We start from the raw sequence: 8,253 nt of genomic DNA, 5'->3' as shown, positions 1-8,253 counted from the left end.
CGATCGTTTCCTGGATCGAAACGAAGTACAACCGAAGACGCCGGCAACGCGGCCTCGGCAAACTCACTCCCGTAGAGTTTGAGACGATCTACACGGACGCGAAAGCGGCCTGATCACCCCAAACCCCAACTGTCAACCAAACCCGGGACAGACCCTTGTCAAGGGTGCGTCCATGACAGTCGCCGGCACAGCCGTTGCGGTTAATGCACTACCCAGAAGAGCAGCCCCTAAGAAAGAGACCACTGCTGTCGACCTCATTGTCGTCAATTTCACGGCATCCTCCTCTTCTATATTCAAACATGATAAAAACCGTGTAATTAGTTACATTTCCCCCATACACGTGGCCTAGTCAAGAGAATTTCAAAAATCATCGCTGCCGGACAGTGAGCTTAGCCATCACAGTTGGCACCTTCCACCAATCGAGCCTGTGTCGAAACCCTAACGACCTTTGCAGCCATGCCTCAAGCGCTAGCCGAAAGTTCCCTCAAGGTCATCGAAATGTACAAAATCCCCGGAACCATGCGCTAGATGCAATGATTCCGGGGATTTTCCGTGGAGCCCCCTGCCGGATTCGAACCGGCGACCCCCTGTTTACAAGACAGGTGCTCTGGCCAGCTGAGCTAAGGAGGCCTGGGCTCCCAGTGCGGCTGGAACCAGCCGCACCGGGAGACAAAGTGCCCATCTAGTTTATCTCACTTTTCATCCCGCTGACTTGCCAGCTTCTCGCTAGCCGGCTCAGCAGGCCCGTGACTTCTCTAGGACTGCTTGGCCTCGATAACGCCCTCGACAAACGACCGGAAGTCGTTGAAATTCGCTTGCTGGGTGGTCTGGTACTGCTGGCCGTCCACGAAAATGCTCGGAGTGGCCGTAATGCCATCCAGCTGCGCCTGAGCAGTGGCGTACTTGACGAAGGGCCGGTAGGTCCGGTCATCGATGCAGCCATCGACGCTGGCCCCTGCGGCTTGTGCGTACTGCTTGATCTGATCGTTACTCAGACCCATACCCTCTGTAGGCTGATTATCGTACAGCTGCTTAAGGAAGCCCAGGTAGTTCTCCGGCTGCTCACTGGCGATGCACGATGCCGCAGCCGCAGCACGGGAGGAGTAATTCTGACTGCCCGGGTTATCCAGGAAGCCGATCTGCCGGTACTCGTAAGTGATCTGCCCTGCGGAGGCCATATCGGCCAGCACTGCCTCATTGGCTGCTTCGAAGGCCTTGCAGAACTCACAGGAGAAGTCCGCATAGATCACTACCTGGACCGGCTCTCCCGGAGCGGAGGGGCCGATGCCCACGTTCTGCGGAGACTCCAGACTGGTGGGTCGCGGCGTCGGCATCTCCGGCAGCGAGGTCACCTCCACGTCCTCGCCGGCCGGGATGGTCACGACTTGATTATTCGCCGCGATCGTGACGCCGTTGTACTGATTCGTATTGGCGGGTCGGGGGCCGTTGTCAGCGATCGGGGCGCTGTTCTTGATATTGATGATAGTGACCGTGACCACCAGCGCGACGATAGCGAGCACCGCGACGACGATCCCACCCCGGATCAACCATTTGCTGCGGCGCTGCTTCTTGGCCGCGGCCTCCCGGATCTGCCGGGCCTGCTCGCGCGCTTCATTGCGGCGCTGGTTCTTGCTCTGCGGCCGCTGCTGCGAATTCTGCGGATTCATAGTTCTCCCTCGTGCTCACCGCTGACAACTCTGACGGACGTGCCGCCAGACCCGGTATGGTCAAATGTGCTGCTGCGCTCAGGCGTTCTTAGCGTCGATGGCTGCCTGGACGAACTGGCGGAAATCAGAAAAGCTCGGGGCCTGCGAAGTGTATTGCTGGCCGTCTACGAAAACGATCGGGGTCGCGGTGACACCGTGCGCGAGCGCCTGCTGAGTCGCGTACTGAACTATCGGGCGGTATGTCCGCTCATCGACGCAGCTGTCGATATTCGCACCGGCTTCCCGTGCGTACTGCTTGAGTTGATCGTTGCTCAGGCCGGCGCCGTTCTCCTGCGGCTGGTTCTCGAAGAGCGATCCGAAGAACGTGAGATAGCTGTCCGGAGCGGAATCCGCGACACAAGCAGCGGCAGCGGCTGAACGCGAGGAATAGTTGCTCGTCGTCTTCGAGTCGAGCAGACCAGCCGGCCGGTACTCATAAGTGATGAGCCCTTGATCAGCGAGCTCCTTGAGCATGGAGGCGTTGGCCTGCTCGAAGACATTGCATGCCGGGCAGATGAAATCGGTATAGGCCACCACTTGCACCGGCTGATCAGCCGGTGCTGCCTGGATCCCGATCTCGGCAAGGCCGAAGGGCTGTGGCGCGGCAGTGGTCGGCATCGGGCCCAGCGTACTGCTGTCGACCGCGTTCACCATGTTCTCCGGAGGGATCACTTTATCGTCCTTGCCGACGGTCACCCCGGCATAGGTGTTGACATTAGCCGGTACCGGCCCGGAGTCAGCGATCGGCGCGTTGTTCCGGGTATTCGCAATAGTGATCCCGGCGACCACCGCGATACTAGCGAGCACCGCGACGATGATGCCGCCACGGATCAACCAGGTGTTGCGCTTGCGGCGACTGGCCTCTGCCTCACGGACCTGCCGGGCCTTTTCGCGTGCAGCAGCGGCGCGCTGAGCCTTGCTCTGCCCCGGCTGATTTTGTGAGTTCATCTCTACCCTTTGAGTCTTCTGCCGTTTTCGTTCTCCCGACCATCCGGCAGATCACGGCATACGTCTACCTGCTCTACGGCGTGTACTCCCACTAGTGTAAATGCTGCCCTGATGCTGCCCGCCTTCCCGGGTCGAACCCGGGGCAAAAACACAGCACTCACTCAGCCCATAGACACCGAAATGCGCCAAGATAATGCCGGAAGAAATCTGCCTGAAAGCCCCGCCGGGACCGGGTGGCTCCGTATCTATAGCCTGCGCATGCAGATAAGCTGTTGCGAAGAGCGTCGGGAACGGGGAGCGAATACTCATGTCGGGACCAGGCAAAACAGCACAAGCGGCTAAAGCCGAGCGGGCGGGAAGAACTGCGAAGCAGCCACCAGCAGAATCCCCCCGCGCTTTCGACCTTGTCGTGGTCGCCAACCGTTTACCCGTGGACCGGGTTCAGACAGCTAATGGCGAGGTCGACTGGCGCCGCTCCCCTGGCGGACTGGTCACCGCCCTGGCACCGGTGATGGCCAAAACCGATGGTGCCTGGATCGGCTGGCACGGTGCACCGGACGAAAAAGTCGAACCTTTCGCCAACGGAGATATGTTCCTAGTCCCGGTGCCGCTCGATGAAGAAGAAGTGGAGCTCTACTACGAAGGCTTCGCCAACACCACGCTGTGGCCGCTCTATCACGATGTGATCGCCCCGCCTGAGTTCCACCGGACCTGGTGGGAGGCGTATCGGCGGGTCAATCAGCGCTTCGCCGATGCTGCGGCGGCATACGCCGCACCCGGCGCTACCGTATGGGTCCAGGACTATCAGTTGCAGCTGGTTCCCCGCCTGCTGCGCGAGGCCCGGCCGGATCTGCGCATCGGCTTCTTCAACCACATCCCCTTCCCTCCTTTGGAGATCTATGCGCAGCTGCCCTGGCGCAGGCCTGTTCTGGAAGGCTTGCTCGGCGCGGATCTGATCGGTTTCCAGCGCGCCAACGACGCCAACAACTTCCTGCGCTGCGTCCGTCGCTTCTTCGGTTTGACCGCGAAGCAGAACACCGTGAATTACGAGGACCGGGCAGTACGCGCAGAAGCCTTCCCCATCTCCATCGATATAGCCCAGATCGCAGAACTCGCCGCTCGTGAAGACGTCAAGGAAAGAGCCGCCCAGATCCGCCGTGATCTCGGCAACCCCAAGACCATTCTGCTCGGCGTGGACCGCCTCGATTACACGAAAGGGATCAGACACCGGCTCAAGGCTTTCTCCGAGCTGCTGGAAGACGGCAGGCTCCGCGTCGGGGACGCCACTCTCATCCAGGTCGCCAGCCCCAGCCGGGAACGCGTGGAGAGCTACCGACTGCTCCGGGAGGAGATCGAATCCACCGTGGGCCGGATCAATGGCACCTACGATACGATGCAGCACACTGCGGTGCGCTACCTGCATCATTCGTATCCTAGCAAGGAAATGATCGCACTGTATCTGGCCGCCGACGTCATGCTGGTCACCGCGCTTCGCGATGGGATGAACCTCGTCGCCAAGGAGTACATCGCCAGTCGCAGCGAAAATAACGGCGCCCTGGTACTCAGCGAGTTCACCGGGGCCGCCGACGAGCTCAAGCAGGCGATTCTGATCAATCCCCACGATATCGACGGCCTGAAGGACTCCATCATGACCGCGATCGAGCTCTCCCCTGCCGAAGCATCGCGCCGGATGCGCTCCATGCGGCGGCAGATCCTGGACCACGATGTAGAGCGCTGGTCCCAGGATTTCTTGACTCAACTCGCCCAGAGCCCTTTGCCTGCCAAACAGCCCAGCAAGTCAAAGCCGAGCAGAGCGAAAAAAGCCGGCCGTGAATAACGCTCAGTCGCTGACCGGATTGGACCCTGCCCTCTACCAGGCGCTCGTGCAGCTCAGCCGCACCGAGCGGCTTCTCGTGGCTTGTGATTTCGACGGCGCACTCGCCCCTTTCGTCCCTCGTGCTGAAGACGCCCGGCCGCTGCCGGCGAGCGCTCAGGCGCTCACCGAGCTGGCGGACACGCCACGGACCACCACCGCGCTCATCTCCGGCCGAGCTCTGAGCTCGCTACGGGCCGTGGCCGAGCCTTCCCCGCGAACTCTGCTCATCGGATCTCACGGTGCAGAGCGCTGGCTCGGTTCAGAGCCGGCAGGCCAGGAGCTTCCCTCGCTGAGCGCCGAGGATCAGGATCTGCTGAGCCAGGTGGTCACGGAACTCAGCGCCGTGAGCACCGGGCACCCGGGTACAAGCATCGAGGTGAAACCAGCTGGTGCAGTGCTGCATACGCGCCAGGCCGACGATGATGTCGCCGAAGCCGCGGTGTTGGCCGCCCGCTCCGCGCTGCGCCCTTTAGGCGTGCGGTTACAGAACGGCAAACGCGTTCTCGAAGCATCGGTGCTGCAGGTCGATAAGGGGCAAGGCCTCGACCTGCTGCGCGAGTTCAGTGCGGCCACCGGGGTTTTCTTCGTCGGCGACGATGCCACCGACGAAGACGGGTTCCGTACGCTGCGCAGCGGTGAAGTCGGAGTCAAGGTGGGGCCCGAGGAAACCGCAGCCGAGTACCGGGTGGACTCCCCGGAACAGGTCGCCACCGTACTGACTACGCTCCTGGATCTGCGCATCGCTGCGGTCAGCGACCTGCCCTAGGTGTGGCATAGTAGTAGAGGCGTGAGGTATCCCACAAAACTCAGGGGTACCCCATCGACCGAATGATAATCGAATACTGCTTTCACTACGGATCGTTCGGCACGTACCTGCCGATGAAAGGATAGGCGACTGTGGCTACCGTCACTTTTGATAATGCAACCCGCTTGTACCCGGGGACCGATACACCCGCCGTCGATAAGCTCAACATCGAGATCAACGATGGTGAATTCCTGGTGCTTGTCGGCCCTTCAGGCTGCGGCAAGTCGACATCCCTGCGGATGCTGGCAGGCCTCGAAGACGTCAACGCCGGCCGGATTCTGATCGGAGACAGAGACGTCACCGACGTGCCGCCGAAGGACCGCGACATCGCCATGGTCTTCCAGAACTACGCGCTCTACCCGCATATGACCGTTGCGGACAACATGGGATTCGCACTCAAGATCGCCGGCGTTCCCAAAGAAGAGCGCAATCAGCGGGTGCGCGAAGCCGCTAAATTGCTCGATCTGGAACAGTATCTGGACCGCAAGCCCAAGGCTCTCTCCGGCGGTCAGCGGCAGCGTGTGGCGATGGGCCGGGCCATCGTCCGCAACCCGCAGGTGTTCCTGATGGATGAGCCGCTTTCCAACCTCGATGCCAAGCTCCGCGTGCAGACTCGTACGCAGATCGCCTCGCTCACCCGGCGCCTGGGCGTCACTACGGTGTACGTCACGCACGATCAGACCGAGGCGATGACCATGGGGGATCGCGTCGCCGTGCTCAAGGACGGTCTGTTGCAGCAGATCGACACCCCGCGGAATCTCTACGACAAGCCGCAGAACGTCTTCGTCGCCGGATTCATCGGATCTCCCGCGATGAACCTACTGGAATTGCCGGTGGTCGACGGCGGCGTGAAGTTCGGCGGCACGGTCTATCCAGTGCAGCGGGAAGTACTCGATGACGCTGCCGGCAACACCGTGACCCTGGGCGTCCGGCCGGAGGATCTGCAGACCGACCCGAGCGGTGCAGGGCTGCCCGTAGAGGTCGATGTCGTCGAAGAACTCGGTGCCGATGCCTATATCTACGGCCACACCACCCTGGACAGCACCCGTTATGACATCGTGGCCCGCGTCGACGGCCGTCAGCCTCCGATGAAGGGCGACACCATCCACGTTCAGCCGCAGCAAGGCCATGTGCACCTATTCGACACCAAGAGCGGGGAGCGCCTGGGCGACTGATCCGCAGATGTGTGAGGGGTGCTCCGATGAAGATCGGGGCACCCCTCACCTCAAGTTAATGAGAAAATCACGATATGCCCCATCCCGTAGACGGTGCCGCTCCCGGTGCGCACTGGCACGATGAACCCACCGATTTCGAACAGCGCGGCAAGCTCCCCCGAGACAACACCGCGCTGAACCCCGTCGTGGGCTCACTGAATATCACCGCTGCCGCAAGCGATCCTGAGCTACTGGACCTGCCCTGGCAGCTGCCTCTCGAGGACTGGCCCACTGATTATCTTGCGGCCTTGCCTCGCGGCATCTCCCGGCACACGGTGCGCTTCGCCCATCTCGGCGGGTCAGTGATCGCGGTTAAGGAGACCAGCGAGCATATGGCCCGGCACGAGTACCATATGCTGCGTAAACTGCAGCGACTCGATGCTCCTTGCGTGGAACCCGTGGCCGTCATCAGCGGGCGGACCAGCCCGGAAGGCGCCCCACTGCAGCCGGTTCTGGTAACCAGGCATCTGAAGTTCTCCCTGCCCTACCGCGCGCTGTTCTCCCAGACCCTGCGCCAAGATACGCTCACCCGGCTCATCGACGCCCTGGCCCTACTGCTGGTCCGCTTGCACCTGATCGGTTTCTACTGGGGCGACGTCTCGCTTTCCAATACGCTGTTCCGCCGAGATGCCGGAGCTTTCGCCGCTTACCTCGTGGACGCCGAGACCGGGGAGCTGTACCCGGATCTGTCCACTGGCCAGCGGGAATACGATCTGGAGATCGCCCGGGTGAACATCGCGGGCGAATTGATGGATCTGCTGGAGGGCGGCCTCATCGACGAGGATCTCGATCCGGTAGCGACGAGCGAGCTCATCATGAGCGCCTATCGCGGCCTCTGGCAGGAGCTCACCGAGCAGGAGTCCTTCGAGCTCGGCGAGCGGTGGCGCCTGGGTGCCCGTATCCGCCGACTCAACGAGCTGGGCTTCGACGTCGAAGAGTACGCGATCAAGACGAATCCGGAAGGGTCCACTATCCAGCTCCAGCCCAAGGTAGTCGATGCCGGCCATCATCAGCGGCGGCTGCTGCGGCTCACCGGCCTGGACGTCCAGGAGAACCAGGCCCGGAGACTGCTCAATGACATGGATTCCTACCGGGCGGATAATTATCCGGATCAGGACGAGGAGATCAGCGCGCACTCCTGGGTGCGGCACGTCTTCGAGCCCATTGTCAGATCCATACCGAGGGAGCTCTCCGGGAAGCTGGAGCCCGCTGAGGTCGTCCACGAAGTGCTGGAGCACCGCTGGTACATCTCCGAGAAGCAGGACCGTAACGTACCGCTGGCGGAAGCGGTGCAGTCCTACCTGGACACCGTGCTAAGGCATCGCCGGGATGAGGCCGCGCTGATCATCACCGCGGATACTGACACTCTGGGCCTCGTGGAATAACCGGCCCAACCCAGAACCAAGGCCTAGAGTGCTTGGGTCTGCCCCGGGTTTGGTTGACATCTGATCTGTGAGGATTCGTCCTCGCTGGAAGGATGTATCTCTTGCCCAAGCCCTATCCGAAAGAGTTCCGTGACGATGTCGTGGCTGTGGCCCGTAAAGCCCGGGCCCCGTTATCGCAGATTGCGCGAGACTTCGGGATTTCCGAAGCCTCGTTGTTCAACTGGCTGAAGAAAGCAAACATCGAAGACGGGCGCGTGCCGGGCCTGACCGAGGACGAGCGTAAGCAGCTCCGCGAGGCGAACAAGCGGATCCGACTCCT

At 61.5% G+C, this 8,253-nt stretch carries 7 protein-coding genes and 1 tRNA gene; 5 read left to right on the top strand and 3 right to left on the bottom strand.

The genetic code is table 11. The annotated features are described in order from the left end of the window. Nucleotides 1-553 precede the first annotated feature (553 nt). From C501_RS0100420 to C501_RS0100410, 3 genes are all read right to left on the bottom strand, one after another. A tRNA-Thr gene (locus C501_RS0100420) sits at nt 554-630 on the bottom strand. Between the two features lie 125 nt (nt 631-755). Further along, the gene (locus tag C501_RS0100415; protein WP_018133670.1) at nt 756-1,667 is read right to left on the bottom strand and encodes a DsbA family protein; all 912 of its coding nucleotides are present in this window, start codon (nt 1,665-1,667) and stop codon (nt 756-758) included. Between the two features lie 78 nt (nt 1,668-1,745). Then, complete coding sequence (locus C501_RS0100410) at nt 1,746-2,654, bottom strand: DsbA family protein (protein WP_018133669.1); 909 nt, start codon at nt 2,652-2,654, stop codon at nt 1,746-1,748. A 307-nt stretch (nt 2,655-2,961) separates the two neighbouring features. On the opposite strand from C501_RS0100410, the gene otsA reads away from it, so the two are divergent. The 5 genes from otsA to C501_RS14470 form a co-directional block, all read left to right on the top strand. Next, the gene (otsA, locus tag C501_RS0100405) at nt 2,962-4,491 is read left to right on the top strand and encodes an alpha,alpha-trehalose-phosphate synthase (UDP-forming) (RefSeq protein ID WP_083906477.1); all 1,530 of its coding nucleotides are present in this window, start codon (nt 2,962-2,964) and stop codon (nt 4,489-4,491) included. Beyond that, nucleotides 4,484-5,296: a trehalose-phosphatase gene (otsB, locus tag C501_RS0100400; RefSeq protein WP_018133667.1), complete on the top strand. Its 813-nt coding sequence runs from the start codon at nt 4,484-4,486 to the stop codon at nt 5,294-5,296. Before otsA ends, otsB begins: the two co-directional genes overlap by 8 nt. 131 nt (nt 5,297-5,427) lie before the next feature. Next, nucleotides 5,428-6,510: an ABC transporter ATP-binding protein gene (locus C501_RS0100395; RefSeq protein ID WP_018133666.1), complete on the top strand. Its 1,083-nt coding sequence runs from the start codon at nt 5,428-5,430 to the stop codon at nt 6,508-6,510. A 74-nt stretch (nt 6,511-6,584) separates the two neighbouring features. Then, entirely contained in the window at nt 6,585-7,934 is a 1,350-nt protein-coding gene (locus C501_RS0100390) for a DUF4032 domain-containing protein (RefSeq protein WP_018133665.1), read from the top strand. A gap of 101 nt (nt 7,935-8,035) precedes the next feature. Next, nucleotides 8,036-8,253: transposase (locus C501_RS14470; RefSeq protein ID WP_026174449.1), on the top strand; the 218-nt coding region annotated here is incomplete at its 3' end.

This window comes from Acaricomes phytoseiuli DSM 14247, assembly GCF_000376245.1.
In the GTDB taxonomy this organism is placed as follows: domain Bacteria; phylum Actinomycetota; class Actinomycetes; order Actinomycetales; family Micrococcaceae; genus Renibacterium; species Renibacterium phytoseiuli.
Note: the sequence above shows the minus strand (reverse complement) of the source record. Positions and strands in the feature narration are given on the sequence as shown.